Raw genomic sequence first — 23,157 nt, 5'->3', positions numbered from 1 at the left:
TCTGCTGCATGGGGATCCGGCTGTCGTGCTGAAAATGTGGTTTCGTGTCGAAAAGCAAAACCCCAAAACCGAACCGCCTCAAGCTACAAGGACTGCTTGGTACCTAACTAACAAAGAGATGGCATACATGAGATACGAAATCGATACTATCCGCCTGGTGCGCAAAAGTAAATAAAAAAATTAGACAAGCAAGGACAGTAGCCAATCATCAGCAAAATGTCGCCTTGTGACGGAACCCAGTCCGGTTGTATCAGACCTTGTGTATTCTTCAAGATCAAGTGCGGCTGAAGAATGAGTTTGCCATCGCTCCTGGCTTTTACGTCACTTCATGTATGTAAATAATAAAACAATTAGATATTAGATGACATTAGACGGGCCGCCATCGTCAACCTTTGGAGATTCTTCAGCGTTAGCAGTGCCTGTGGCCAACTCGGTCTGCTCTGGCTCATCTGCCTGGTCTTGGGCTTTCTCGACCGACAGGATGGACTCAATTTTAGCTACAGCGTCTTCAGCTGAAATGCCGGTAAACGCGTATTCATCCAGCTCCGGAACAGGAATAACATCCTTCCCCATATCCGTATTTTCAAGCATCCACTGATAAGTCGTGTCGCTCATGAACTGGAGTGTCGGTTTTTCGCCTTCGACGGCGGGCTTCAACACGTATGCCTTGCGGCCGATACCTGCGATGCGCAGCGCGGCAAAACAGATGGCATGGTTTAATACGTCCGAAACCTCAGAAACCGGCTCATAAGTGCCAACTTTCAGGCCTGTCTTGGCCATGTCATTGGCACCGTAACCCGTATTCAGCTCAACGTACCACTGACCGATAAGATCGCCATTTTTGAAAATGAGAGGGGAAACAACTAAGCCCAGGGAACGAACGAGACTTTGACCAAACGCTAGATTGTCGAACGGCCGTAATTCGGGCATGGTTTCATATGCGGAGAAATCTGGGGCGCTGTCGTCTGTTGGGTGTTTACGGATCCAGGTACGAGAACCGTCTGCTGAAACAAACACGTTAGCTGGCCCCATGCTGGCAACCGGGTCATGCTTAAGGCCTGCAATCAGTGCAAGCGCATTGGAGGCCTCAACGATATCGAGATTACGATCAGTGTCAGTGGTCAAGCTTAGGTCATCTGTTAAGCGGTATTTCATTCGTGATCCTTGAATAAGTTAGAGCGCGAGGGAATGTTAGGGTGGTTTGAGCCATCGAACGCCGTAGCGAGACGAGTAAGCACCTCCGCGAATTTAGCCTCACAATCCTGCATGCCTCGCCGGGCCGTTTCATCCGTTGCCTGGTCAACAAAGGCAACGGCGCGATCGAGGCTGAGCATTGTGTAGTCTATCGATATATCTCGTAACGCGGGGTGATCTGGCAGCTCTAGGCCCAGTACAACAACGGGGGTTTTATGCTTAATACCGGCGGCCAGGGTTACCCGCCGGTTGTCCAAAATGAAGACCTTGGATGCATGAATTTTAGACACAAGACCCCCCGATAAAACGAGTTGTCATTGTATATCTAATTTATAATTAGTTTAACGATATTTTTGTTAGTTGGTCTTCTTCCCGTGCTCCATGAAGTCCAGCATGGCCCCTTTTTGGGCCTCAATATGACGGATGTACCCCATGACGGTTTCAGGCTTTGTCCATGTGCCTTCTTGCATGATTTGGGCCACGCTGTAACCGGCGGCCGCCATGTCTTGTGCAGCTCCAACACGGGCGCTGTGGCCAGTCCAACACGTATACCGGTCTTTGTTGGCCTTGACGTCGTTTTTCTCCAGTGCTGCCCATGCGTCAGAAAAGATCTTTTCCATCGATGGGGCGGTAAGCGGTTTGGTCGTATTGATGATCGCCTTGTTGGTTCGGTGGGTGCCACAGAAGAGAAAAGCATCGGGGTGGTCGGCCAACCCGGCCATGTTGATCCAGCTGGTGAGCCGTTCGCTCGACTGAAAACTGAGTGATTTGGTTACGCCACCAGCTTTGAGAACTGTCTTTGTATAGCCGACGTTAAGGATGATTCGACCATCGGGAGCTCTACCGATGTCGCGAACCCGGATGCGAGAGATCTCGCTCATACGTAGCAAAGTGCTGTATGCGACATGGAGAAAAGCCAAGTTGCGGATGATGGCCACACGATCTGAAGCAACCCAGAGTGCATCGAGGCTAAACAGATCATCCCGCCGGAACGGTACAGCCTGGCCAGTGCGTTCACCGGCAACAAGCGCGGAGCGGCGGGTTAGTCTCATAGCTCGCCTGACTGTAGAGGAAGATGTAGGCGATACCACTTGCGCCTCACGGTGTAACATCGCAATCATTGATGTATGCACCTGGATCGTGCTGACGGCCATACCGTTTGCTTCCATGTGGGAAATATAGTCACGGAGGTCAGTGCTTTTCATTGGGAAAAAAATTCGACCTTCCTTTTTCGCCCACGCTGCAACTATTCGCATAACGCTGATTAACTGCTCCCAGGTGTTGGTAGCGAAAGCCCCTTTATCACGAACGAGCTCGCGCAGCCGTGCGGATATATCGTCCTGTGCGTCGAGGGCGATAAGTGAATTCAGGCCGCTGAGGTTTTCCATGTTCTTTCCCTTCATTTATGTGCTGGTGGCGCTACGTGAAAAATACGTCACTCGCAAGGGGATTGCCTTGCAGATTTCCTGTAGCGATGCTGATTCAGAATGCAAACTTCTTATAGGATTTCTCTTAGAAATAGCTATGTGGCCCGTGCGAGTCTAAACCTCTATTAGTGATTCGGACGTAGGCCGGTGTGGTTTCTACCGTCCTTCATAAAAGATGGAGGCTTCGCGAACAAGCTGATGCAGTGCGACAAGCGCCCAGTGAACGGCCATACCCTTCCCCCTCACCAGCCTATAACTTTATATAACTCCCATTATATAAAGTTATAGGCTATGAGTAAAGAACAGCTATGGTTAAGCGCCGAAGCTCCACGCTATGGAGATAATGCTGTTTTTGACAAGACTCTTGGAACAGCACGAAAACGCAAGAGATGCCTTTACACGCACTAAAAAGAACAGCCATTGATTGATATAATTTGTAATGGACACCGATCCAAAACTATATAAAATACGCATGATACGGAATGAAAACAGACTATAATTTTAAAGGGAATTTCGTGAGTTCTTTAACCTCTCCTGATCACGATCAAATACTGAAATCGGCAAGTGAAAATTTCATCACCATAGGAACTTCTTCTTTTATTGTGGAAATGATGTGTATATTAAGCGTCGAATTTCCATGTGACTGCATGCAGGAAGCACACCGGAGAATAAAGATCCTGAACCAAATAAATACTTAGTAAGTCAATAGTTAACATTGTTAACCTTACGGTTTAACAGCCTGTTCTGTCCCGCAAGCCCCTTCCATGGGGGCATTGACAGCTTTGCCACTCCAAAACTACCTGTACGATAGACTGACTCCCTCCCTGTACTTAAGTAACAAAAAACCCTCCCATTTGTGTAGGCTCTGTAGGTTTAGTCTTAGAAATCCCTCATATTTCGTCTAACCAGCAAAAAACATTCTCAATTCGTGTTGAAACGTATTAAAATAAAGCTGGTCTAATAAACTAATTGATAATTAGACTTCCGGGGTTATAGGAAGGACTGTGCAGCGCTAATTAACGTATGGGAATGAATTACATAATGAATACTTCCATCATTTTCGATACCGCATTTAAAGCCTTTAAAGAAGTGCGAAGGGAGTGGATTCAGATTTTACACGACAATGCGGCGTACATTAACGACAGTGGCGAGGCAGTGGAACGGCCGGTGGCAGTGATCAATGATCCGAAAGTGATGGATCGTCTGCGACATCTACAAAAGGAATGGGAGCTCTTCTACCAGATCGCTGAGTCCCGGCGCGCACTGAAGCTTATGCCTTTGCCCCCATCGTTTTATTCTCCGATGCCAATTATCGCGGCAGATGGTGACCTGGCTGGCATCATCATTAGACCAGCGGCAAACACAATAAAGTGGCACCGTGATAAAGTGATCTTGACACTCCAAAAGAAGCTGACCCAGCATCTACGGATGCGCAGGACAGTGGAGTCAGGTATGCTGCCAAAAAGCGAACTGGCTATGATAAATGCGGCGATCGCTGTGTATGAAGCCGATATAGAGCGCTTCGAAGCCATGCCAGAAGACACCATACTAGTGCGGCGGCAAAGTGGTTACACCGATGTTATTGTAAAGATCAAGAACGAAGCACTACAGGAAGAGGTGACTACTCTTGTTGGGATGTTCGATGGATTTATAGATATCGAATCCACGCGGGTGGGGGCCCATGGTTGTGTTATCAATGGCTCTCGACTGAAATATGAGCCAATTGTCGAAAACAATGCCGCAGGCGTCCGGTCTAACGTTTATGCAAGCATTAAGCCGGTGCCTTGCGCGCTAGCGAGCTCTAACGTGTCTTTTTACTTCCTCGACGATGTGAACCAGGCAAAAGAAAAGTTAAGGAAAGAAGTTGACGAGGCCCGACGCGAAGTGCTCCGCCTGCGCATACGATCTGGACGTACAGATAGTGATAGGATCGCCGCAGAGAAAAAGGCATTTGACGCAAAAAGGAAGCGAGTTCCGCGTATTACTAGCAAAGCTATTCCAAAGGCTAAAAATTGATGTGTTGCAGCGGGAAGGAGGCTATGCAACTGCTTCCTCCGGATCATCAAATGCATCGAGATACTTCAGTGCATCGACACGTACGCTTTCGCGGTCAAACCCGGTATCGTCATTCGCTGCCACATAGTCCACCAGCATGGCGAAACAATACGTGTCCCACCGGTCTGGGGATTTGATATTCAACTTTTGCCGCATGACGGTTTTCTTCATGATCACGTTTTGGCCCATTTCGTTGATTTCCACCGGTATCTTGCTGGCCTGCTCAGCTGTAGCCTGGTTGGCATCCAGGCGCATCCGGCCGGACTTAACCGCATCGCGGGCCATGATGTTGGCAAAGGCCCGCTGATTGGCAAATCGTTGCTTATCTTCACGGGAGTGCATCGGCTTACCCCAGTTGATACGAACCACAGGAACGCCCAACGATTCCAGTTCTCTGACGGTCGCATCACCAATGCCGTCGGCATCCACAGCGATAGTGATATTAGGGTACTTCTCCTGGCTGCATTCGTTGAAAATGGCATGTGCGAACTTCGTCGGATGGCAATCACCAGGCATCTCCAGCACTTTGAATGGGACAACCCGGCGAGTAAGCCTGCTACCGGACACACGGAAGATACTCAATATGGACTTGTCTCGGCCATTCCCGACGTCGCAGCATGCTACCCAACCCCAGCCCTTGTGTAACTTGACCTTACGCCTGGCGGCCCTATCGCACTCATCACGCCCCAGCAGGAACCCGTTGGCATTTTTCGGGAACAGGCCTAATACCTTGATCTGATACTCGGGATTATCACGGCCGCCGTACTCAAGCAGCTTACTGCGTATGAATCGTTCTGTTACCCAAAATGATTCTTCCGAGTTGAGTGTTATGGCCGTGAAATCGCCGTCCGGGTTGTCCTTGTTACGTGCCAGATTATGGTGGGATTCATAGAAATACCCGCTTGGGCGGGTCGGTTGCGAGATTAGCAACAGCCGGTTATCGTCTTGAGTTAGTGCGCCGGTGATAACGCCGAATGCTTTATCGCTAACGCCAGACGCTTCATCGATGATGTAGAAGAGGTGCTTTGCGTGCTCACCGGCCAATGCTTCTTCGTTACCGCGACGGAAGCCTTTGGCCATAACCGTCCAAGATCCCTTACTTGTGATCTCGTAAAACGAGGTGTCAGTGAGAACAAAGTAATTTTGGAGCCACGGGTGTCTCTTGAGGCAATTTTTCCAGTTTTGTTTCAGGTACTTGAATATCCCTGTCATTACCTGCTGAATTTTGTTCGCGACAATTATAACGCGAGCCTCTGGATAGAACATGAGATAGCACAGGGTCATGATAGAGGTCATGTCCGACTTGCCTGTACCATGACCAGACGCTACTGTTGTGCGGCTCGCGGTTCCCTGTGCTGCTTCGATGATCTCTTCTTGCTGCCAGCTCGGGATTTTGCCAAACAACTCTACAGATGCTCGGGCCCAATCATACCGATACCGAATAACCATCTCCCGCCAGCGAGGGTCTTCGGTTACAGAACGTAGCTTTTTACGCGCCATAATCCCCGCCCTCCGGCCCATACAGCTCCTCTTCTGTCAGGTCGTCATCAAACTCTTCTTCGGACTCATATTCAGCACCGATGAATTCACCTTCACGGCCATCGCCGTTGGCATCGATGTCCCCATAGTTCCCTTCATCCACGATCTTGGCCACCAGGGCACGGCGTCCCGCTATAAACGCCTCTTTGCCATCTCGCATGGCTTGATGCTCCCTGGCATCTTCATCCAACTTATCTTGATCGAGGGTACTTTCTTCATCATCGATTTCAGGCGGCCTGGTGGCCTCGATACGGGCTTGTTGCATTAAGTGAGGTGGAACTATGCCTCCGTGGGCTTCGATGTATGCTGCCGTCTCTGCATAACTCCAGTCGTGTTCCTTTTGCTGCTCGTAAGCCATCGAGATCAGATTAAGCGTGTTCATCTTGATGCTGTGGACTTCTTCCTCTCGGCGGGCCTTCAGCATTGCAGATCGCAGGGCGCTTAATGACTTTGCTGTCTCTCCAATCCCCACGCTGACGTTGAGTAACATCTGCAACTTTTTGTGGTCGGGGTGAGTGCCTCGGTCTTCTTTTTTTTCACCGGCGTGATCTTCCGCCTCCTCGTCCAGTAGATCTAAAGAGCGATTTCGGGCCCGCTCCATGAGTTTTAAGTGGGAGTAGACCATCGCCATGGAACGAGCTTCGATAGTGTTCAGAAAATTGGGATCGCTCATCTCCTCCAGGGCGTCTTCAATATCTTGCGGTCGCGGCGATGCGTAGCGACCGTGGATAATGCAATCCTCATTCATCTGCCCAAACCGGCGACCGCCTCGGGGTTTAGGCACATGGACGAGGGCTGTATCGTCAACCCCATTAGACGCGGGTGATATGATCTTTTTGTCGCTTCGATGATCACTACTTTTTTGTGATCTTTTTGAGGCTGGCGTGTCAGCGCTAAATGGTGCATCACCAGTTCTGGCGCGGCGTGCGCGGCTTTTCTTGGGGGCGGTGATCACATGATCACTATCATCGACAACTGAGTGATCACCTGAATGATCACGCTTTTGATCACCTTTAGTGATCTTCTTGGCCACGGCTTTTTTGCCGCGTTTGGGTTGGGGAGCCAGCCCTTCTGCGGAGGCCTTCTTTTTCAGCTCTCTGCGGGCCGTGTTGGGGTTCAACCCGTGCGCTTCAGCATATTCCTTAACAGTGATCCCCCGCTCGCTCTGAAGCGCGGCAAAACGTTCTCTGTGTTCGTCCCAACTCATTGATGCTACTCAGGCCTTTTTTCAATACATGGCAGGCTGTATATCAAAAGTGAGTAATGAAACCGGCACCCCTATCTACAATCATGTTTTTGTAATCATTAACCAATAAAATGCAATTGATTATCAGGTATTAGCTTGATTAAGGGATCCCGGTGCGATAATCTTCTCGCCGTGTTTACCTAACAGAGAAAGGCGAAAAAATGAGTAAAAACAATCCGGTTTATGTGGCTCTGGACTGCGGTTCTGGCAACGTTGCAACAGTCATGGAAAACAAAGGCGCGGTACAAATCCGTGTCACTCCATCGTTTGTATCGCGGGTGCTTGGCCAGGCGCATGAGAGTGACTCGAAAACTAACTGGGTGACGACAGGTGCCAGCGGCGAACTGGAAACCTACACAGTGATGAATAAAGCGATCGGGGCTATTGATACCCGGACACCAGACTATCAGCTGAGTGCCGCTTGCCGAGTCCTGGTCGTGAACGCCCTAACCTCACTTAAGCTTGGCGGCCGCAAAGTTATTATCGCCGACACGCTGCCGGCCGATCAGTATTACGACGATAACAACGCTATCAATCGCCAACAAATCGAACTGAAGCGTAAATCCTTAATGACTGCTGTCACAAACGCCACCAGCGATATCGCGGCTCCTGACATTGTATGCGTCGAAATCATGCCCGAGGCTGTGACAGCTTATAACGCCGCGCTGTATAACCAAGACGGGCAAGACAACCCTTACCTGGTGGGCGCCAAGGATGTGGCCATCGTTGATATTGGCCGCTATACATGCGACATCGCGCACCTGGACTGTGATAACCACACCCTGTTCTCACGCGGAACGACGCCGCGTGGCGTACACATCATGCTTGAAGCGGTGAAGCTGCAAATGCTGGCCCAGGCAGAAACCATTGGCATCCAGGTAGAAAAGATCCGCGCCATGACGCTTGACGATATCGATGCGATCGTTCGCAAGGGCTACTACGGTTCATCTATCGAGGCGCTGAAGGATAAGCGAATCTATCTCGATGACATCATCACTGCGGCGGCCGCCAGCTTTGCCAGCGAAATTAACTATTATCTTAAGACGATCGTTAAGTCGCTTGGCAGCATTGATGCCCTGATTATTGTCGGTGGCGGCGCTTATTATATTTGCGGCCTGCTCCGTGAGATCCCTAACTTTGTTGCCGACTGGCATGATAACGTGGTTGTGCCCCACCAGCCTGAAACAGCTGTTGCGCGTGGCGCTTATCTAGCTTTACTCGCCCGGCATGATGTAGAAGACGAACAATCTGAAATAGAGGCTTAATTTATGGCTGATAACAAACGCCGCTTGCTCCAGCTCAATCTAGACAAGGTTGCCTTGCACAGCTACTACGGTAAACGCTTTGTCGATAAGCATCAGAAACTAGACGCGCTAGCATCTCGGCAGGCTCTCCTGTTCAACTCGATCAGCATCGGTAACATGGTTATTGAGAGCGGCTTAGATAGCGCATTCAAGGCGCTGGATAATTCGACGTTTGCTAACGCCAATAAAGCGGAACGGGCCGAAATGATTTTGCGCGCCCTGGAACTGTTCTGCGGTATCCGGCCCACCAGCACTAGCAACAGCGCCAATGCTCTTACGCCAGTGCCGCAGGAACCTGAGCGATTCGAGCCCGAACTGACTTCAGCGCCACCTGTCAAAGCACGCACTGATCACAACACACCGGCGACCAAGCAACCTACACAGCCTGATGTTGCAGAATCGGTTGAAGGCGAATCCACCAGCGTGATGGCCATGCCGCCAAAGGGTAGCAAGAGGCGAACGTTTACCGCTAAAGGGTAGCCAGAAGCGAACGTTTAGCTAATATCCGATGAAATAGCTCCCTACCAAAAGCCATTGCTCTTAGCGTGGCTTTTTCTTTTTCCTCGCCCAGTAACGTCTCTTTGATGACCGTTGTCGACAGATCGATTCTCCGACCGTTACGGAACTTGAAATAGTGGCTGCTGATCGCCTTCAGGTGGAACGTTCTCGGCCGCACATCATCGTCTAGTACACAATCAGCCTGCGCGGAGCGGTAAAACCCCTTCAGGCGAATGTATATGTCGTTCTTTTCAACGAGGAGGCCTGGATAGGCTTTCTGAAGCAGGACTGTTAACTCTGGGGCCGACACCGGCCGGTTCAACCGCAGCATAAAATCGGCGACTTCTGCGCTACTGATGCGCGGGCACTTTTCCTGCATAGCAACTTTCCTTACCGCTTGTCACTAATAAACTAATTAATTTTACATAACGATAATAACGGCCGGTTTATGAAGTATCAATCTAAACAGCCAGGCAAAGATCACAAGTGTTAAAGGCCAGGCGTGGCTTTGTTGTCCTCGTTAGTCTAATTGTCTAATTATTTGTTTACAGGCACCCTCAATGAGGGTATTGTCATGCTAATGGAAGCACTTAGCCGCTAACTTCAAGAAGGACTGGACAATGAGCAAGACAGCAATCAACGCACTGATAAAAGCACAAGATATAGTCACCGCTGCCGGTGTATCCCTTGACCTTGTTGGTTACCTTACAAGTGCCTGGCGGAAGAATTGGCGGAGCGCTGACCATATGGCCAGCCTCATCATTGATTCAGTCGCTAATGCTTTCCAGTGCGAGAACAGCACTACCTTAGATGCAAACCTTTATAACGACATGAGCCAAGCGGCTACTGGTTATGTTGAGTCCAACCTCGATACCTGGAACCAAGCAGAATTTAGCAAGCTGAATAGAACTATCGCCGATGAGTTGATGCGCCTGGCTGAGATGGTAGAAAAGAACACTATTTTTGAGGCTCATGCCGCAGCACTGGTAATGAATCACGAAATTGATGAGCTGGCGCAGAAACTTGCCGACAGACGTTGCTACTGGATGAGTGCAGAAGCTGTACGCAATAACCAACAGGACGTAATCGCACAATACAAACGTGATGCTTTCAACAACGGCCCTCGCGTGGCTAATCACATCATCAAGGTGATTGTTAATGCTCGGCGAATTGCTGAGACGTTGACAGGGTACCTTGAAACAGAACCTCAATCAGTAGCAGAACATACCCACTCAGATATCCCATTTTAATCAGCCGCGCCTTACCGGGCGCTTCGTTAATACCACTAAGAGGATTTCACGATGGGATATTTACTAAACAAATTTTACATGCTTAAAGGCGCTACAGCATTCAAACGGGCGAATGGCACCGTAGTAGCAAGCCTGACAGTAAAGCTAAATCGCGATGATTGGCAAATGATCAACGCGATGGTGGAAGGCGCATATACCGCTGGGATGGCCGCTGGAAGTGAACAACGTGCCGCCGAAATCCGTGAAGCGTTAGGCATAAATAAGTAGAGGGTTACACGATGGCAAAGGCAACAAAATATTTCGTAATCGACGCGAACGGCGTTGAGCACACTCGTGGCAGCGCCCGCATTTACACCCACGCAGTCCTGTTCCGTACCAATCAGGATGCTCGCCGGGCAGGCGTCAACAGCAAGGCTAACCGCGACCAGATCGCCAAGAACTGGCGTTTCACTGCTGAGTGTATAGCGAAAGGAAACCCCTACAACGATAGCGAAAAGCTTCTGGCTGAATACCGCGAGCGTGTCGCGATGGGCTGCGAAGCTTGGGTAGAGTCAGTGGTTGTTGCTGAGATAGCCAGGATCAACAAAGACGGCACAGGATCGCTTTCAGACGATTGGAGATGTGCGGGCTGGTGTGGACGCCACGACCTCGCCGTGAAGCTGATGGCCAAATACAGTCAGTATGGCCATTGCGTCATTGTTGAGGCTCAAGCCAAGTAAACTCACCGCGCCCTACGGGGCGCACAACGGAAAGAGCATTGGAGCCGTACGCGGAAGCGCGAAAGGCCGACCAACACCAGGGGAACGGCAACGATGATATGCGTTGCAGCGACTCCAGTGCTCTCCCCGTTGTGGTGAATACGCAGGCTGATGCGCTAAACCGTGAGGGAGTGTCCCGAAAGGGTACGTCACTGGTAATCAACCCAAGCCGGAGATCAGTACCGGCCACCACAGCACACAACGGCGTGAACCATTTCCGGCTGATTCATTTTAGCGGATGGATCGGTCACGGTAGCCACACAAGCCAGCACGCAAACTGGCCCGAGTGGAGTTAAGCGCGGGGAACCTTACCAGGAGAGTGAAGGCCTGGGGGGATGGTTCACGCCGTTGTGGTGTAGCTCAGTGGTCAGAGCGGGCTATGGAATGCTGGCCAGCGTGGGTGCCAAAAGGTTTGCAAGCCCTAGGCATTCAGTCCTCAAAGTGCGGTCGCCGGTTCGAATCCGGCCGCCACAACACACATCGATAAGGGCGCTGCACCGGATATGTGGCCAGCACCTGTGTAACTCCCGCTGGCGGCAAGGTAGTGAGGTCGCAGAGCCGACGTTACGGGCAACGCGGCGCAAGGTGGTCAAAGGCAGTGCTCTTTTCGATGTGATGAAGGCTTCAAGGGGTAGTAATATGCCAACACTGAAATTCGAGGAAGACATAAGCAGGCAATGAAAAAATCACCTACCCCGATGGAAATAAGAGCCGCCCGCGATTCTGCTAAGTTAACACAAAGCGCAGCTGCTGCCCTGGTACATTCTGCCGCGGGCACATGGCAACAATGGGAAGCCGGTGACAGAAAGATGCACCTCGGCTTCTGGGAGCTATTTTTGATAAAAACAAAGCAGTTGGAACTATTCGCAATACAAGCAGAAGGAACGCCATAATGAAACTGGAGAAAACAGTTAAAACGGTTCGTGCAACCGTTATCTACAGTGCGGTAATAGAGTCTGTTGTCGTGCGAGACAGGGAAGACGTGCTGACGAAAGAGCAAGAACTATCAGGATCCATATCCGTAGAGTTTCCTTCTGACCCCCACCCTCTCTACGCTTCCGTTCTCATTGCCGATGCAATTTGCAAGGCTAATAACATTGAGATCAAGGGGCGAAATGTATCAGTGCCTGGCGTAAGTGTTGAGCGAGTTCGTAATGATAAAAAAATTAGTATTGGGCGCACTTCTGGCCCTGGAATGGCGCTGATAGACGGGTACATGACCCTATCATTAGATATAGATGCTAACACGCAGTGGCTGACTGAACTTGCTAGTAATTGCCCTGGGGAGTTCACCCAAGCGTCATACCTGGACGCAATGCTGAAATCCTATGAGTAATAGCGCCGGGGGTGGCACTAATAAGCGTTGGCAGAGTACGGTGTTTGAGTTATTGTAGGTTCACTGCCGTATAGGCAGCTTAGTAAAGTCGAAAGCAGCCCAAGGGCTAGAGTTCACTGCCGTACAGGCAGAAATGGTTACGGGGGTGGGAGTTGGGTATAAGTTTGGCGACTGGCTCTGATTCTCATCTGCTTCAATAAAAAGCCCCACTCCGTTGGGGCTTTTGCATTCTATGCTCTACTACCAGAAATCATTATCGTGAATGGCTGGTCTGGTGTCGGCTCTGAGGCTGAATTTTCGATAATAAAACCAACCTCCTCGATCTTCCCGCAACAACGGTAGCCGTTTGAATAGTCTTCATCTTCCGGCAGAACGGTAAAAATAGAGCGAGCAAGCCGTTCTTGTTCTTCCGTCATGCCGATATAGCACTGGTTTTCATGGGTGATTAATGCCCCATCAGGGTGGCGTAAAAAAACCATATCAGAGCCAAATTGGCCACGGCCCTTTCGAATCTGCACACAGTAACCTATCCGCCTTGCGTCATCACTACCGCCAAGCTCTGCGCCGGTGACAACAAATTGCCCTTGCGCCGGGTACCTACCAGGCATAATCATGTGCTGGGAGTCCACCAGCGAGATTACTTCTCTGATAACGTCTGCTTCCATGTTCACTTTTTTTCTCCCTTCAGCATTGCGGCACGGCAGGCTTTTTCAGCGAAAGACAGATATTGCTTAACAACCTCATCATCCGCGGCACCGCAATCGACAAGATTATCTACCAGGTCTTTCGCCAGCGCTTTGAAATTGACTGTCAGTGCTGGCGCAGGCGGGGCGGTGTAGACAATGCGGAATTGGTTTTCACAGTATTCGTTGTATGTCTCGCGCCAGATGCGTTCTTCGGCATCGTACCAGCGGCCATCGTCCCAAATTTGATATATCGGCGTTGCTGCCTCCCTTACAGCCAGCAACTCGCCCAGGGCATCCGCAACTTCCAGCATTTCTTGTGCGCCGTGAGCCGATACCCACTTAACGTCAGCAGCCTGTTTGCGTAGGCGGTCGATCCGTTGTTTCAATTTCTCAGTTGATATGATCATGCATCACCCTTTAGCCGCATACGCCGTTAACTGGCCCAGGAAAAACGATAGTTTCCGCAAACCCGTGGCCGGTGTAGTTGAGTCCCCGGACTAAGTCGCGGTCTGCTGCGTCAATCGCGTCTTGATGGTCGATATCATAAAGCCCTATATCGTTGTCGCCGATGGTATAGAAGCCGATCCGCTTAGACGGGCATTTCTTGAGAAGTGCGTTCATCTGCTTAACCCACTTCTTTTCTTCTGCTGTTAACTCTGCCATATCACTTCCTCCTTCAATTTCAGTACATGCCGTTTGTGCTCTTCGCTCTGCGGAACGCCGGTAAAGTTAACGGCAATAAAATAATTCAGAAGATCATCGCGGCTAGCGTCATCAAGTATCACTGCAGGAAGGCCTGTTTTGCCGAATGCGAGCTGCTCAGGGCGGGACAGTTCCCGCCAATATACCGGCACGCCATCGATGACAAAAGGGATGACGTTGGTGATAAAGAGCTTCAACGTGGTAAGGCGCTGCTTGCCGTCGACCACCTCCAGGAACGGGCCTTCTTTTTCACACCAGTCCACGGTTTTGGCGATCGCCACATGGCCAAGGGGAAAGCCAGAAACAATCGCGTGCAAAAAGGCCTGCTGCTGCTCTTCCCCCCAGACATATTCGCGCTGGTAATCGGCGTCGAAGAACATCGCTCCGTTTTTAAGCCAATGAATATAGCTATCTATGCTGTATTCACCTGTACCGGCGTTGAATTGCCGCAAAGAACGGATGCGGTTGGCCATCATGCCTCCTTTGCAGTTGAGCAAAGCGCGTCACGCAGGCCTAAATAGAGCGATTCAGCCTCATTTCGATACAGCATAAACTCGCGGCCAGGCACGGAACCCATCTGTGTCCGATAGAACTCGCCAGTGGACTCACACTTGAAATCTCCTCGTCGTGGGTCTGTGTCCGGGCTTGTGATGATCGGATGCTGTAACCCAGGATCTGCCGATCGTTCCGCACCTGGTGCGTTCTCTTTCACATATTCATCAAGCTCCACCTGGTCTGACGGCAACCATTCCTCTACGACCTGCACACAAACACACTCATCCTCAACCCAAGCGCCACGATCATGGTCATAACGATGCACAGAAAAGCCACCAGCGTTATCGCGCTCTGCCAGGGTATAACTGTCATACGGGCCGCCATACGTCGGCACATAGCCCAGGTCTGGATGGTTAAGCCACATGAAGAGCTTACGGCCGGTGATTGGATCGACGTCGGGGCACCAGCGCTGATTAATTGCTTTAAGGATTCGTAGTTCCGCTGTTTCTGCGCGCTGCTCTGCTGCAGTCAGTTTCTGCACCGGTGTTAAGCCCTCGACGCGCTGCATAGTGACCGTCATTGGGCCCACATCGTCATGTTTGAATGTCAGTTCGAGGTAATTGATCGCCCCGGAGGCTTTGAACTGCTCAGCAAAGGCTCCTGCCATGAGCTGGACGGCAAACCCGGAGAACGAGAAACCAAAGCTGCCGTCTGGTTTCGCCTCAGCCTTGTTGAGTCGCACCTCACCGGCAAGGAACTCGCCCAGGCTTTTGCCCGCGATGCGATCAGTATCGATGCCAGCAAAGGCATTAACACAGGCAATGGTGCGCTCGTTCTGCTCCGCCAGCGCTGCCCAGGCAGATTGCACTATTTCGTTTTCTAACTGCTTGAATGCCCGGTAGAGCGTTGTATTTTCTGGCATACCGCAGTCGGCCATCAGCCGCATGATGGCTTCATCGCTTTTTTCATTCGTCCAAACGGCTTTGCTCTTATCCATGACTTATGCTCCTTTGAAATGCGAAAAAATCACCACCAGCGTTCATGTGGCTAATCAGTTGTTGATACTCGGCCGCGATCGCTTTCTGGCGCTCTATTTCGGCCTGTAAGGCTGTTACGCAGTCTTGCTGATAAAGGGGGGTAACTTTCCAGCCTCGGGAAATCCAGCCCTTAGCGACGTTCTCAGACCGCGTTATTGCTATGCCAGCGAATGGCCCGCCATCATGCCGCCACGCCACCGGTTGAGCTGGTACCTCGATATCAGTGCAGTGGCTCATCGTTGCGCCTCAGTTCAATAGCGGTGCTGAACTCAAGCCCGCGCACCATCCAGCCTTCAGACAGCAGTTTGCTGGCCGAAGGGTATCTCTCGGGTGAAATTGAGGTTACAAAAGACTCATTACTGCGGTGCTCCCACAACCAGTAAACAGGCTGTTTCTCTAGCCGAGCCAGTAGCTCGCTGGCAATACGGACGTGCATTTGCAGTGGCAGGCCTGCCTCACAGAATTTTTTGCCCTCTTTGATGAATTCGCGCAGCTCCTCGATGCCGATCGGATCGTTATCCTTGCTCATGCCTGCTGCTCCTGTGTTATCAATCCGTTTTCACCACCAGCCATTTCACCGCGTGCTGTGAGCTCTGTTATCCAAAATTGACGGAGCGCGTCACTACAGTGCGCCAGAGCATCGCTCCACGTTGGCCAGCGGCCGTGCTCAACGTAAAACGTGTACTGATACACCATGCTCCGCAGGTTATGCGGTTCATCAGGCGCGTGTTTTAGGCCGCATGCCGTACAACAGCCAGGACGAACCTGCGTGACCAATGGAACAGCTACGGTTTCGGTTTTCTCCGCGCCGGTGGCCATGTTTACCGTTGTTCTCTGAATAGGGATTGAATTGATCATCAGCCGTTCCATTCATCAACCTCCGCCTGGATCAGATCGTCGATCTCATCGTTATCGGCCTCCTCATTAAGAAAATCACGCGCCTCTTTCTCATACTCTGCGCGCCGTTCTGGTTCGCAGTACCAGGCTGAGAACTCAGGCGACCACCCATCAATGCCATAATCGATTTTGGCATTTCGTTGGGCCATGTCTTGAACCATGTTATCGGCGGTAGTTAAGGCTGATTGGCGGATATAGCCTCTAAGGTCACGCTTACGCCAAATCGGCGAAACTTTTGAGTCGCAGACCGGCTTAAATTTTACTTTCCAACGGCGGATACAACGGCCTATTAATGATTTACTCATGATTTTTTGCTCCCTGCATAATTAAGGTCATAAGGTGTTGTTACGATATCGCCTAATTTGGCGTCAACTATTGCGCGGCAGATGGCGATGAGTGATGTCGGGCCCGTAGCCCTACCAATATTCGGGATCGCAAGGTCTGCAAGTAACTTCTGGTTGTGCTGATTGGCATGCTGAACGGGTACAGTCGCCGTCCAGTGCTCGATTTTTTCCCAGCCTCCTTTACCATCGCCATAATTCACATGCCGCGTGGTTGGGGGCTGAAGTGATATCTCGAACTGTTCGATCAGCGGCCCGCACTGCCCCCAATTAGTCGATGGTTCAAAGCGAACGGGGCCAATGCCTTCTGGCTGCTTTTTCATGACCTCGTTGAATGGGTTTATGAACATATCGATATCAAGCGCCTTGGCCACGGCCCAATCCAGATGTTTCCCCGTCAGATCCTTTGTGTTGATAACCACTCTATTCCTCCTCAGATTTATAGCTGCCGTACCACCAGCCATCGCTGTTCTTTTCAAGATCGATACGTCTTTTTATTTGATTCCGTTCAATAACCGCCTTAATTACCGCAGAAGGAACAGTGAATTGCCCACCGATACCGCCGGGGCCACAGAGTTTATTTCTCAGTCCTTCGCCAAGGCGTAGTCTTACTTCCTTTTTTTCAACGTTAATTTGCATCTCTACTGTTTTTTCACCAGCCAAAATGCTCTTGGAGATGTAGGCAACCCTGTTTTTTCTTATGGTTAAGAATTTGTCTGTTTTGCTTGAGTTTGATATTTTTCTCATCGATAAGAATGTCATTAATTCCCTTTCTCCTCAGGCGTCATCACTACATAACTTTTTGTTCATGCCGCCACCTCGATGTTCTTCACTGGAATGCCGATATGCTCATCGAGCCAAATTGGCTGCCCAGACTTCATGAACATTGTGTGTCCAATATTTCGCTCCAGTTGAACGTAGCGCCGGTAGAGCTCGGGGTTTTGTTCCGCGCCATGGCGCAGATCGTTGCGGCTCCCCATGATGCAAAATACGCAAGATAGGCGCTCATTCTGCTCGTATGCCCAGAAAGGCTTTTGCCCTGCGTCGGCAATCATCTGAAACACTTCAGCTGTGGATAGGTTGAAGACCGGCAACCACTCCCAGACAGCCCGCTTTTTAACTGTTTGCCTCCGATTGGCTTTGAACGGGGAGCGCCGGGAGCGGGTCGCAGACTCAGCCGCACGTAAACCCATGCAGTTCACCGCGATGCCACCGCCACGCTTTGCCATGTCCTGCCGAATGAATTTCTCGATCGGGCCGCGCTTGAGGTCACTGGTACACTGCCGGTGTTGAGCCCCTGGCCACATACCTCGACGTTCAACCATCTCCAGGAAGGTCTTTCCTGCTTCAACAACGTTTAGCTGGTGGGAGATTGTCGCGTTGATATGATCAATGACTCCTGGCCACTCAGCTTCCCCTAGGCTGGCGTGAACAACGACGATCTGATCACTTGGTATGTGCTGACACATCAGCGCATACATGGCTTGTGAGTCTTTGCCGCCCGAATGAGAAGCGTAGAAAATTGCACCGGCGTCGATCAGTTGAATGATTTCAGGCTGGAAACCTGGGGTGGTCATCACGCTCTAACCCTCACTGCTGTAATGATTTTTTGCATAGCCTTCGGGGGAACAGCGTTCCCGGCCATATGCACCGTTAGCTTGTTGCTCTGTGGCCGGTGGTAACCTTTTGGAAAAGACATTCCTGCCATGACTTCTTCGCCAATAATCATGCGCATACGATCGCCGTCCACAACTGCCCAGCGGTCACGCGTTGTGATTGTGCCGATCGGGCGATTCAGGCTGCGTCCAGTAAGCCCGCTGCCACTGCCGTAGTAAGGCATGAGGAAACGATCACCGAATTTCGCTCGGCCATTCTTAACCCTGGCCAACGTTGCTGCGGCTCGGCCAGGCTTCTCAATTGGTTGCCATTTACCGGCGTCAAAATCGATAAAGCTGCTGGCCGGTGCATGAGGCATCTTAGGAAGGTCGAGGAACAATGGTGATTTGCTGCGAGTACAGACAATAAATAGGCGCTCTCTGTTCTGCGGCACTCCAAGATCGGCGCAATCCACAATATGCGGTGCAAGCGAATACCCAAGCGCTTGCATTGCTGCGGCCCATGCTGGATACAGAGCCCATTTCAGGAACTCTTTCACGTTCTCCACGATGATGCCTTCCGGCATATGGAACTCAGCAGCAGACACTACGGCCCACGCAGTCGAGCGGCTAGCATCGTGCTGCGGATTACCGGCTTTGCGACCGCGGGCTCTGCTATGGCCCTGGCAGCATGGCGAGGCCAGCATGAGATCGTGCGCGGGAACCTTCGCCCAGTTAGCCTGGTGCAAATCCTGGCAGACGTGCTGTGCCCTAGGGTGATTCATAGCGTGGATTTCAACGGCGTCCGGCCAGTGGTTGCCAGCCCAAACAACATCAACGCCCGCCATCTGAGCCCCTGTAGATGAACCGCCCAGGCCTGCGAACAAATCGATCGCTTTCATCCCTTGGCCTCCATGCGCTTGCGTCGCGAATAGAAAACCTCTAGTGCCCACTCGTGACCAGCTTTAGTCGGCTTTTTTGTTTTCTCGCCGAGGAGTCCCAGACGAATTGTTATTGCCGTTGCAGTTCCGCCAGAGTGATACCCCGCTGCGCGCTTTAATACCGTGTCAGCCAAGATTACGTCAAAGTCAGTACGGCCAAAATTAGTACCGGTGAAGGCCTGTTCGATCACTTCTTCTGTGAGGTGTGCTATCGCCTTCTTCATTGCTGGCCCTCTACGCGCTTAAACTCAATAACCCATACGAAGGGGTTAGCCTTCCAACTCTCATCACCGTAGATTGATAGCCACAGTTCACGGAATGCCAATCCAGCTTCCATTGGGCCAGAGGCAGCAATTACGCCCTCAGAACGGGCGTCTTGTTGGCTCATGCTGCACAACCGCTCAACGCGAACGGCGGTGATTTCCAGCAAGATGCGCGATGCCAAACGAGGCATGTGAATCGATGGCTTCCAGCATGAACGCCCATCTACATGACCGTCATCGTCGCCCCAAGCAAAGCTGCCATCGGCGGCATAAATGGCATGACCGGAGTAATGGCCATCGCCAAATGGCATTTCATGGATTGGAGTAGCTGGGCGGTCTGGTACCCAATCAATAATGCTGCCGTTATCATCTAAGTCATGACTGACAACGCCCCATGTTTCACGCACCCAAAGCTGATCGCCCACCAGTCCGAACGGGCAGCTAATACCTTCACTCGATAGCAACGTCATTCCGTCTCGAACGATATGCGGATAGTGTTTCCCTGCTTCGAATGTAAACCCGTCATAATGAGTTGCGGGTTGATTTGCGAGGATTCGCCTCGTCTGCGTCTTGCGACCATCGAGAATGGCTCGAACCATCTCAGCATTGAATAAGACTGGGCGCGCTTTCATCCTACATTCTCCAGGGCCAGTGCCCCTTCTTCAGGATAAATAGCATCCTCGGCAAGCCAGCCGTTATAATTCGGCTGGCCGTTATCACCGGCAATAACACCCTGGCGGATAGTTACTTCTGTGACCAGATCTACCCCTGGATCTATCTTGGTGGAGATTCCCATAAAATCACAAAGAGCAATTAATTTTTGAGTAGTTATATTGAAGCTTTCATTTTTTTTCACTTTGAACACCCCAGAAGTTAATTATTAGTCGTAGTTTTTTGTTTCAGGCCTTTTCTTATATTCTTCGTCTGACATGGATGCTACCCACACCCATGCCCACACCCCAATCGCCAGCAGAAGAAATGGAAGTGCCGTAGAAAACAATTCCCATATATCCATAGTTAGCCTCTCGGGGCAGTAATACGTTTCCAGATTGCAGTGAGATATTTTATTTGGTGAATAGCATCATCAACGGGATGATGTTTCTCACCTTCGAATGGCATTTCTTTTTTGGGATTGAAACCAATGGCCCTCCCCATTTTAACGGCTGTACGTACATCACAATCGTTCCAAAACACCCAGAATGGTAAGAGGCCACAGCGTTGATATGCAGTGCGAGTTATCGTGTTATCAAACGTTGAGCCATTCCCCCAAACCTGCACATGATCCAATCCTTTACTACTATGCTTTTTAATAAAATTGGTCAGGCGCTTAAGGACTACTGCATTATTTTCAGGTTTTTGCGTGAGCGCCTCACGAACTTCTGCACTCTGACTTAACAACCAATAAATTGTATCGCCGTCGGGCTTTGCACCCAGGGCCAACTCACTATTCAGATCAATAACGGCATAGAATTTTGGCCCTATTTCGCCGGTGTTCAAGTCGAACAGCACGGCGGCGATCGAAAGAATGGGAGCCAGTGGGCCGGTGCCGCCCGTTTCAATATCAATCATAACGTTATACATGTAATCCCTTACCTTTTGCCTTTACGGTGTTTTTTACTGCGGCCAACTGTTGCCTGCGGTCGCCCCTCTTGTTGAGCAGGCAGGCCCACCAGCCGGTTGATGGTGTCTTCAATGGTGTGTGAGGTTTCGACGTAAAGCGGCTTCTCGATCTCAACTGCGCCGAACTCAGCTTCCCATGCTGCTTTGTAGACGTAGGCCACGGCGCGGAGCTTCCGGGCAGTTACTTCACCGATGCCCTTCAGCTTTTCCAGATCAGTCGTGAAAGCGTTGCCCAGGTGTGCCAGGGTAGTAATTTCCAGCTCGGCCATCTTGGCCACGTCAGCTGGTTTCAGCTCCGGGACATCGACAAGCTTCACGCTGTCGGCGTAGGCAAAGAACGAAGCAAGGTGCGGGTTGGTAACGGCGATCAGCTCGTGATGGGCGCGAGTTAATTCGTTATAGAGCTCTTCGGGGATCTCGTTTTTGAAAAGAGGCAGATTCTGATACTGAACAACACCCCACTCGCTAATGCGCCCCACAAGGTCTACACCGTACGTACTGCGCACGTTGATGTGGAAGGTCAGGTTATTAACGAACGCTGGCTGGTCGGCATCCTGTTGCACATTTGGATATGTCAGCGGGTACAGGAAGAAGTGCATGTAGAACTTAAGGCCTGGGTACGTTTCACTCTGCCAGAATTTGTCACCGCAGGAACCGTTGATAATGTCCTTCTCACGACGGGAATAATCGCGGTATTGCAGTAGTGTTATGTAGTCGAGCTGCATTTTTTTGTACGACACAGCGGTGCTGTCGTGCGCATGCATTTCTTTGCCCAGTTTAGTGCGCAAATTGGCAATCTTGGCACGAGCCTCGCTGAGTTCATCCTCTGCACTTTTCAGCTTAACGCTCAACCGGCGCAAGGCTTCAGCCTGCTCAGATTTCATTGCATCGATACGCTGTTTCAGTCGCTCGATCTCACGATCCAGGCTGTTCCGCTCTTCTGCCGTGATGTTTGCTGATTCGCTTAGTGCAACGCGCAGAGCATTGAGCTCGTCGTTTTTTATGGAAAGTTGGAGATGCAAATTGGTGATCGTGCTATCGCGTGCTTCAACAACGTCCACCAGCTGATTGTAATCGGCTTTTTCACGGTCATCGAAGGCAGCGAAGTTTCTAGCAAGCTCGCCCAGATCCTCCTCCATGCGCTCCATGCTGGCACGAAAAATAGAGTTACCGGCTACATGGCTACAGAAATTGGTTTCCGCTTTCAGAAAGTTAATCTGTGCTACTAGGGTTTCCGCATCCGGGGCGAATACCTTTTCCTGTTCTGCTACTAAAGCTGTATCAGTCATTCCCTTCTGTCTCCCATTGCTTTTTCGTCATTTTCCCTCGGTACATCACACTTACGAGTGTCGCACCTGGCTCGAGGCCCAATTCGCTCTTGATCACCTCAATTCGGCGGTGGCCAAGACGGTAATGCCGGAAACGTACGCAAATCTGCTCCTGCCCATCACTCTTCTGGAACACCAGTGAAAACCAGTGATACTTACGTCTAAACACCGCTTTAACCCTCCATGTCCTCGTTTGTCTAATTAATTTATTAGTGCAAATAGTACAAAACATTAGAATGAATTGCATTAATTAATTAGACATCTGTGACAAACCACCGATAACAGTGCGTATGTAGGGGGTAACCGATAAGTAGCAGGAGAGTTTCGCCTAAAAAACAAGCGCCTTACACTTGCAGCCGAGGATGGCCAAAGCTAGTCTAAGCTTGAGCAGTTCGGTTATCTTGGATTATGTGGGGCGTGTATTCGAAGATAGCTGGAGTGGTGAACCCCCTGGCTCAGGCTGGGGGTTTTTCTTATTGAAATCACTTAATTTTTATAGCGCAGTAGCATGACACAAGGAAGGCGGCAACCACGTTTAAAGCCACTGCCACCGGGTCAGCTTTCAAATTGAAAATGTACAGCGGCAGTATGTTCACAGCGAAGAAGCCGGTAAACACTGCGGCACCGACCATCCGACGCCGAGTA

Annotated in this window: 31 protein-coding genes and 1 tRNA gene; 9 read left to right on the top strand and 23 right to left on the bottom strand. The window is 50.7% G+C overall.

The genetic code is table 11. The features are described from left to right. Window positions 1-357: 357 nt before the first annotated feature. The 3 genes from KGP26_RS29925 to KGP26_RS29915 all read right to left on the bottom strand — a co-directional run bounded on the left by KGP26_RS29925 (window position 358) and on the right by KGP26_RS29915 (window position 2,582). Complete coding sequence (locus KGP26_RS29925) at window positions 358-1,155, bottom strand: hypothetical protein (protein WP_223665846.1); 798 nt, start codon at window positions 1,153-1,155, stop codon at window positions 358-360. Further along, window positions 1,152-1,484, bottom strand: coding sequence for a hypothetical protein (locus KGP26_RS29920; RefSeq protein ID WP_223665845.1), 333 nt, complete (start codon window positions 1,482-1,484; stop codon window positions 1,152-1,154). Before KGP26_RS29920 ends, KGP26_RS29925 begins: the two co-directional genes overlap by 4 nt. A gap of 66 nt (window positions 1,485-1,550) precedes the next feature. Next, complete coding sequence (locus tag KGP26_RS29915; RefSeq protein ID WP_223665844.1) at window positions 1,551-2,582, bottom strand: tyrosine-type recombinase/integrase; 1,032 nt, start codon at window positions 2,580-2,582, stop codon at window positions 1,551-1,553. A 1,080-nt stretch (window positions 2,583-3,662) separates the two neighbouring features. Here KGP26_RS29915 and KGP26_RS29910 point away from each other — a divergent pair. Beyond that, entirely contained in the window at window positions 3,663-4,637 is a 975-nt protein-coding gene (locus KGP26_RS29910) for a hypothetical protein (protein WP_223665843.1), read from the top strand. Between the two features lie 21 nt (window positions 4,638-4,658). On the opposite strand, the gene KGP26_RS29905 is transcribed toward KGP26_RS29910, so the two are convergent. Beyond that, window positions 4,659-6,176 (bottom strand): terminase, encoded by a 1,518-nt coding sequence (locus tag KGP26_RS29905; RefSeq protein ID WP_223665842.1) that lies wholly within the window; start codon window positions 6,174-6,176, stop codon window positions 4,659-4,661. After that, window positions 6,166-7,422 carry a hypothetical protein gene (locus KGP26_RS29900; protein WP_223665841.1) on the bottom strand — a complete coding sequence of 419 codons (1,257 nt, stop codon included), beginning with the start codon at window positions 7,420-7,422 and terminating at the stop codon, window positions 6,166-6,168. Before KGP26_RS29900 ends, KGP26_RS29905 begins: the two co-directional genes overlap by 11 nt. Before the next feature lie 200 nt (window positions 7,423-7,622). Here KGP26_RS29900 and parM point away from each other — a divergent pair, with 200 nt between their 5' ends. Next, window positions 7,623-8,726, top strand: a complete 1,104-nt coding sequence (gene parM, locus KGP26_RS29895; protein ID WP_223665840.1) for a ParM/StbA family protein — start codon at window positions 7,623-7,625, stop codon at window positions 8,724-8,726. Window positions 8,727-8,729: 3 nt separating this feature from the next. Then, window positions 8,730-9,245, top strand: a complete 516-nt coding sequence (locus KGP26_RS29890; protein WP_223665839.1) for a hypothetical protein — start codon at window positions 8,730-8,732, stop codon at window positions 9,243-9,245. Here the strand turns inward: KGP26_RS29890 and KGP26_RS29885 are convergent. Then, the gene (locus tag KGP26_RS29885; protein WP_223665838.1) at window positions 9,235-9,642 is read right to left on the bottom strand and encodes a hypothetical protein; all 408 of its coding nucleotides are present in this window, start codon (window positions 9,640-9,642) and stop codon (window positions 9,235-9,237) included. The genes KGP26_RS29890 and KGP26_RS29885 overlap by 11 nt on opposite strands. Before the next feature lie 241 nt (window positions 9,643-9,883). Here KGP26_RS29885 and KGP26_RS29880 point away from each other — a divergent pair, with 241 nt between their 5' ends. The 6 genes from KGP26_RS29880 (at window position 9,884) to KGP26_RS29855 (ending at window position 12,607) form a co-directional block, all read left to right on the top strand. After that, on the top strand, window positions 9,884-10,513 hold the full coding sequence (locus KGP26_RS29880) for a hypothetical protein (RefSeq protein ID WP_223665837.1): 630 nt from the start codon (window positions 9,884-9,886) through the stop codon (window positions 10,511-10,513). A 51-nt stretch (window positions 10,514-10,564) separates the two neighbouring features. Continuing rightward, window positions 10,565-10,780 carry a hypothetical protein gene (locus KGP26_RS29875; protein ID WP_223665836.1) on the top strand — a complete coding sequence of 72 codons (216 nt, stop codon included), beginning with the start codon at window positions 10,565-10,567 and terminating at the stop codon, window positions 10,778-10,780. Window positions 10,781-10,791: 11 nt separating this feature from the next. After that, complete coding sequence (locus tag KGP26_RS29870; RefSeq protein WP_223665835.1) at window positions 10,792-11,232, top strand: hypothetical protein; 441 nt, start codon at window positions 10,792-10,794, stop codon at window positions 11,230-11,232. Between the two features lie 388 nt (window positions 11,233-11,620). After that, window positions 11,621-11,745 (top strand) — tRNA-OTHER (locus tag KGP26_RS29865). Window positions 11,746-11,948: 203 nt separating this feature from the next. Beyond that, window positions 11,949-12,164, top strand: a complete 216-nt coding sequence (locus KGP26_RS29860) for a hypothetical protein (RefSeq protein WP_223665834.1) — start codon at window positions 11,949-11,951, stop codon at window positions 12,162-12,164. Then, a complete protein-coding gene (locus KGP26_RS29855) occupies window positions 12,164-12,607 on the top strand; it encodes a hypothetical protein (protein ID WP_223665833.1) in 444 nt (147 codons plus the stop codon). The genes KGP26_RS29860 and KGP26_RS29855 overlap by 1 nt, the downstream gene beginning before the upstream one ends. A gap of 230 nt (window positions 12,608-12,837) precedes the next feature. Here KGP26_RS29855 and KGP26_RS29850 read toward each other — a convergent pair whose 3' ends face one another. The 17 genes from KGP26_RS29850 to KGP26_RS29770 all read right to left on the bottom strand — a co-directional run bounded on the left by KGP26_RS29850 (window position 12,838) and on the right by KGP26_RS29770 (window position 22,473). Beyond that, on the bottom strand, window positions 12,838-13,272 hold the full coding sequence (locus KGP26_RS29850; RefSeq protein ID WP_223665874.1) for a plasmid protein: 435 nt from the start codon (window positions 13,270-13,272) through the stop codon (window positions 12,838-12,840). 2 nt (window positions 13,273-13,274) lie between these two features. Next, window positions 13,275-13,700, bottom strand: coding sequence for a hypothetical protein (locus KGP26_RS29845; protein ID WP_223665832.1), 426 nt, complete (start codon window positions 13,698-13,700; stop codon window positions 13,275-13,277). Between the two features lie 10 nt (window positions 13,701-13,710). Beyond that, the gene (locus tag KGP26_RS29840; RefSeq protein WP_223665831.1) at window positions 13,711-13,956 is read right to left on the bottom strand and encodes a hypothetical protein; all 246 of its coding nucleotides are present in this window, start codon (window positions 13,954-13,956) and stop codon (window positions 13,711-13,713) included. Then, complete coding sequence (locus KGP26_RS29835; protein ID WP_223665830.1) at window positions 13,944-14,471, bottom strand: DUF262 domain-containing protein; 528 nt, start codon at window positions 14,469-14,471, stop codon at window positions 13,944-13,946. The genes KGP26_RS29840 and KGP26_RS29835 overlap by 13 nt, the downstream gene beginning before the upstream one ends. After that, window positions 14,468-15,487 carry a hypothetical protein gene (locus KGP26_RS29830; protein WP_223665829.1) on the bottom strand — a complete coding sequence of 340 codons (1,020 nt, stop codon included), beginning with the start codon at window positions 15,485-15,487 and terminating at the stop codon, window positions 14,468-14,470. Before KGP26_RS29830 ends, KGP26_RS29835 begins: the two co-directional genes overlap by 4 nt. A 260-nt stretch (window positions 15,488-15,747) precedes the next feature. Beyond that, window positions 15,748-16,056, bottom strand: a complete 309-nt coding sequence (locus KGP26_RS29825; RefSeq protein WP_223665828.1) for a hypothetical protein — start codon at window positions 16,054-16,056, stop codon at window positions 15,748-15,750. Continuing rightward, window positions 16,053-16,385 (bottom strand): hypothetical protein, encoded by a 333-nt coding sequence (locus KGP26_RS29820; protein WP_223665827.1) that lies wholly within the window; start codon window positions 16,383-16,385, stop codon window positions 16,053-16,055. Before KGP26_RS29820 ends, KGP26_RS29825 begins: the two co-directional genes overlap by 4 nt. After that, entirely contained in the window at window positions 16,385-16,729 is a 345-nt protein-coding gene (locus KGP26_RS29815; RefSeq protein WP_223665826.1) for a hypothetical protein, read from the bottom strand. The genes KGP26_RS29820 and KGP26_RS29815 overlap by 1 nt, the downstream gene beginning before the upstream one ends. Beyond that, window positions 16,726-17,187 (bottom strand): phage protein NinX family protein, encoded by a 462-nt coding sequence (locus tag KGP26_RS29810; protein ID WP_223665825.1) that lies wholly within the window; start codon window positions 17,185-17,187, stop codon window positions 16,726-16,728. Before KGP26_RS29810 ends, KGP26_RS29815 begins: the two co-directional genes overlap by 4 nt. A gap of 1 nt (window position 17,188) precedes the next feature. Then, window positions 17,189-17,527 (bottom strand): hypothetical protein, encoded by a 339-nt coding sequence (locus tag KGP26_RS29805; protein WP_223665824.1) that lies wholly within the window; start codon window positions 17,525-17,527, stop codon window positions 17,189-17,191. Window positions 17,528-17,571: 44 nt separating this feature from the next. After that, window positions 17,572-18,342, bottom strand: coding sequence for a phosphoadenosine phosphosulfate reductase family protein (locus KGP26_RS29800; RefSeq protein WP_223665873.1), 771 nt, complete (start codon window positions 18,340-18,342; stop codon window positions 17,572-17,574). Continuing rightward, the gene (locus KGP26_RS29795) at window positions 18,342-19,262 is read right to left on the bottom strand and encodes a DNA cytosine methyltransferase (RefSeq protein WP_223665823.1); all 921 of its coding nucleotides are present in this window, start codon (window positions 19,260-19,262) and stop codon (window positions 18,342-18,344) included. The genes KGP26_RS29800 and KGP26_RS29795 overlap by 1 nt, the downstream gene beginning before the upstream one ends. Further along, a complete protein-coding gene (locus KGP26_RS29790) occupies window positions 19,259-19,525 on the bottom strand; it encodes a hypothetical protein (RefSeq protein ID WP_223665822.1) in 267 nt (88 codons plus the stop codon). Before KGP26_RS29790 ends, KGP26_RS29795 begins: the two co-directional genes overlap by 4 nt. Continuing rightward, window positions 19,522-20,196, bottom strand: coding sequence for a hypothetical protein (locus tag KGP26_RS29785; RefSeq protein ID WP_223665821.1), 675 nt, complete (start codon window positions 20,194-20,196; stop codon window positions 19,522-19,524). The genes KGP26_RS29790 and KGP26_RS29785 overlap by 4 nt, the downstream gene beginning before the upstream one ends. Beyond that, on the bottom strand, window positions 20,193-20,420 hold the full coding sequence (locus KGP26_RS29780) for a hypothetical protein (protein ID WP_223665820.1): 228 nt from the start codon (window positions 20,418-20,420) through the stop codon (window positions 20,193-20,195). Before KGP26_RS29780 ends, KGP26_RS29785 begins: the two co-directional genes overlap by 4 nt. Window positions 20,421-20,581: 161 nt before the next feature. Further along, window positions 20,582-21,145, bottom strand: coding sequence for a 3'-5' exonuclease (locus KGP26_RS29775; protein ID WP_223665819.1), 564 nt, complete (start codon window positions 21,143-21,145; stop codon window positions 20,582-20,584). Window positions 21,146-21,153: 8 nt separating this feature from the next. Continuing rightward, window positions 21,154-22,473: a hypothetical protein gene (locus KGP26_RS29770; RefSeq protein ID WP_223665818.1), complete on the bottom strand. Its 1,320-nt coding sequence runs from the start codon at window positions 22,471-22,473 to the stop codon at window positions 21,154-21,156. Between the last annotated feature and the right edge of the window lie 684 nt (window positions 22,474-23,157).

Source organism: Serratia sp. JSRIV002, from assembly GCF_019968725.1.
Classification (GTDB): Bacteria; Pseudomonadota; Gammaproteobacteria; order Enterobacterales; family Enterobacteriaceae; genus Chania; species Chania fonticola_B.
This window is presented reverse-complemented; position numbering and strand designations above follow the sequence as displayed.

What these genes read in the sequence shown, in the direction of transcription:
- KGP26_RS29915 (WP_223665844.1), bottom strand. Translation starts at nt 2,582, where the DNA reads ATGGAAAACCTCAGCGGCCTGAATTCACTTATCGCCCTCGACGCACAG.
- KGP26_RS29875 (WP_223665836.1), top strand. Translation starts at nt 10,565, where the DNA reads ATGGGATATTTACTAAACAAATTTTACATGCTTAAAGGCGCTACAGCA.
- KGP26_RS29860 (WP_223665834.1), top strand. Translation starts at nt 11,949, where the DNA reads ATGAAAAAATCACCTACCCCGATGGAAATAAGAGCCGCCCGCGATTCT.
- KGP26_RS29845 (WP_223665832.1), bottom strand. Translation starts at nt 13,700, where the DNA reads ATGATCATATCAACTGAGAAATTGAAACAACGGATCGACCGCCTACGC.
- KGP26_RS29870 (WP_223665835.1), top strand. Translation starts at nt 10,792, where the DNA reads ATGGCAAAGGCAACAAAATATTTCGTAATCGACGCGAACGGCGTTGAG.
- KGP26_RS29910 (WP_223665843.1), top strand. Translation starts at nt 3,663, where the DNA reads ATGAATACTTCCATCATTTTCGATACCGCATTTAAAGCCTTTAAAGAA.
- KGP26_RS29855 (WP_223665833.1), top strand. Translation starts at nt 12,164, where the DNA reads ATGAAACTGGAGAAAACAGTTAAAACGGTTCGTGCAACCGTTATCTAC.
- KGP26_RS29900 (WP_223665841.1), bottom strand. Translation starts at nt 7,422, where the DNA reads ATGAGTTGGGACGAACACAGAGAACGTTTTGCCGCGCTTCAGAGCGAG.
- KGP26_RS29885 (WP_223665838.1), bottom strand. Translation starts at nt 9,642, where the DNA reads ATGCAGGAAAAGTGCCCGCGCATCAGTAGCGCAGAAGTCGCCGATTTT.
- KGP26_RS29785 (WP_223665821.1), bottom strand. Translation starts at nt 20,196, where the DNA reads ATGAAAGCGCGCCCAGTCTTATTCAATGCTGAGATGGTTCGAGCCATT.
- KGP26_RS29835 (WP_223665830.1), bottom strand. Translation starts at nt 14,471, where the DNA reads ATGATGGCCAACCGCATCCGTTCTTTGCGGCAATTCAACGCCGGTACA.
- KGP26_RS29825 (WP_223665828.1), bottom strand. Translation starts at nt 16,056, where the DNA reads ATGAGCAAGGATAACGATCCGATCGGCATCGAGGAGCTGCGCGAATTC.
- KGP26_RS29800 (WP_223665873.1), bottom strand. Translation starts at nt 18,342, where the DNA reads ATGACCACCCCAGGTTTCCAGCCTGAAATCATTCAACTGATCGACGCC.
- KGP26_RS29820 (WP_223665827.1), bottom strand. Translation starts at nt 16,385, where the DNA reads ATGATCAATTCAATCCCTATTCAGAGAACAACGGTAAACATGGCCACC.
- KGP26_RS29905 (WP_223665842.1), bottom strand. Translation starts at nt 6,176, where the DNA reads ATGGCGCGTAAAAAGCTACGTTCTGTAACCGAAGACCCTCGCTGGCGG.
- KGP26_RS29850 (WP_223665874.1), bottom strand. Translation starts at nt 13,272, where the DNA reads ATGGAAGCAGACGTTATCAGAGAAGTAATCTCGCTGGTGGACTCCCAG.
- KGP26_RS29830 (WP_223665829.1), bottom strand. Translation starts at nt 15,487, where the DNA reads ATGGATAAGAGCAAAGCCGTTTGGACGAATGAAAAAAGCGATGAAGCC.
- KGP26_RS29795 (WP_223665823.1), bottom strand. Translation starts at nt 19,262, where the DNA reads ATGAAAGCGATCGATTTGTTCGCAGGCCTGGGCGGTTCATCTACAGGG.
- KGP26_RS29805 (WP_223665824.1), bottom strand. Translation starts at nt 17,527, where the DNA reads ATGACATTCTTATCGATGAGAAAAATATCAAACTCAAGCAAAACAGAC.
- KGP26_RS29890 (WP_223665839.1), top strand. Translation starts at nt 8,730, where the DNA reads ATGGCTGATAACAAACGCCGCTTGCTCCAGCTCAATCTAGACAAGGTT.
- KGP26_RS29925 (WP_223665846.1), bottom strand. Translation starts at nt 1,155, where the DNA reads ATGAAATACCGCTTAACAGATGACCTAAGCTTGACCACTGACACTGAT.
- parM (WP_223665840.1), top strand. Translation starts at nt 7,623, where the DNA reads ATGAGTAAAAACAATCCGGTTTATGTGGCTCTGGACTGCGGTTCTGGC.
- KGP26_RS29790 (WP_223665822.1), bottom strand. Translation starts at nt 19,525, where the DNA reads ATGAAGAAGGCGATAGCACACCTCACAGAAGAAGTGATCGAACAGGCC.
- KGP26_RS29815 (WP_223665826.1), bottom strand. Translation starts at nt 16,729, where the DNA reads ATGAGTAAATCATTAATAGGCCGTTGTATCCGCCGTTGGAAAGTAAAA.
- KGP26_RS29880 (WP_223665837.1), top strand. Translation starts at nt 9,884, where the DNA reads ATGAGCAAGACAGCAATCAACGCACTGATAAAAGCACAAGATATAGTC.
- KGP26_RS29840 (WP_223665831.1), bottom strand. Translation starts at nt 13,956, where the DNA reads ATGGCAGAGTTAACAGCAGAAGAAAAGAAGTGGGTTAAGCAGATGAAC.
- KGP26_RS29770 (WP_223665818.1), bottom strand. Translation starts at nt 22,473, where the DNA reads ATGACTGATACAGCTTTAGTAGCAGAACAGGAAAAGGTATTCGCCCCG.
- KGP26_RS29775 (WP_223665819.1), bottom strand. Translation starts at nt 21,145, where the DNA reads ATGTATAACGTTATGATTGATATTGAAACGGGCGGCACCGGCCCACTG.